Consider the following 788-nt stretch of genomic DNA (forward strand, 5'->3'; position numbering starts at 1 on the left):
GACGGTGTATCCCTTGAGGAAGGGGATCGAGCGATCCTCGTCGTCTTCGCGCTCCTTTGGCGTGAACGTGCCGTACTTGACGACGAGCGTTCCCTTCTCGCCCTTTCGGACTTGCCCGCCAAGATCCTGCGCCTGGCGATAGGTCATCCAGGTATTTTCCTCGTAGCCGAACATCTGGCCGGACACCCACAGCATCAGGACATTGATGCCGCGGTAGGCTTCGCCGGTCGCGCGGCGCGGGATCCGGGAGTGTCGGACGCTGCCGCGCCAGGGGCGGATCCAGGGCTTGGTGCCGGCTTCAAGCTGCTCGACGATGGAATCGGTGATGCGTTGGTAGGTGTCCTTGATGCTCTGCATGGCCGTCTCCATTCCGTTGGTTGACGGCAAAGAACGGAGATAGCCGAAGCGAGCCCATGCACCTGTAGGGCCGAAACGGAGTGGAGGACCGCGACAGCGGTTGCATGGGGGAGGGGCTATCGTAGCTTGTCCGTCAAATCACCCAACGGACTGAGGCGGCGCCGAAACGCATCGGACATCGACCAGCTCGACGACCGCTCGACGAAAAGCAGCTTGTTGCCTAGGGCAGGGGTTATCGACCGCGATCGTCGTCGTCGCGCTCACGGTCTCGCCGCGCCGCCATTTCGGCCTCGGGAGCCTTCAGCCCGGCGCTTCCGTCCCGCTGTGGCTGCTCGGCCTGTTGTGGCCGCAGGTGTGCCTCGGTGGCCGGTCTCTCGCGTCCCAGGCGGGAAAAGTCAGAGCGGGCGGTGAAAGAGACCTCTGTATTGTCG

1 protein-coding gene and 1 pseudogene are annotated in these 788 nt (G+C 63.7%); both read right to left on the reverse strand.

Going from position 1 to position 788, the window contains the following annotated elements:
* On the reverse strand, nt 1-357 hold a 357-nt coding region (locus tag EOA86_RS36835), incomplete at its 3' end, for an ArdC family protein (RefSeq protein WP_128345848.1).
* A 232-nt stretch (nt 358-589) separates the two neighbouring features.
* Nucleotides 590-788: pseudogene (locus EOA86_RS39775) on the reverse strand (cell filamentation protein Fic); the annotation flags it as partial.

The sequence above is a fragment of the Mesorhizobium sp. M5C.F.Ca.IN.020.32.2.1 genome, assembly GCF_004023105.1.
GTDB classification, from domain to species: Bacteria; Pseudomonadota; Alphaproteobacteria; order Rhizobiales; family Rhizobiaceae; genus Mesorhizobium; species Mesorhizobium wenxiniae.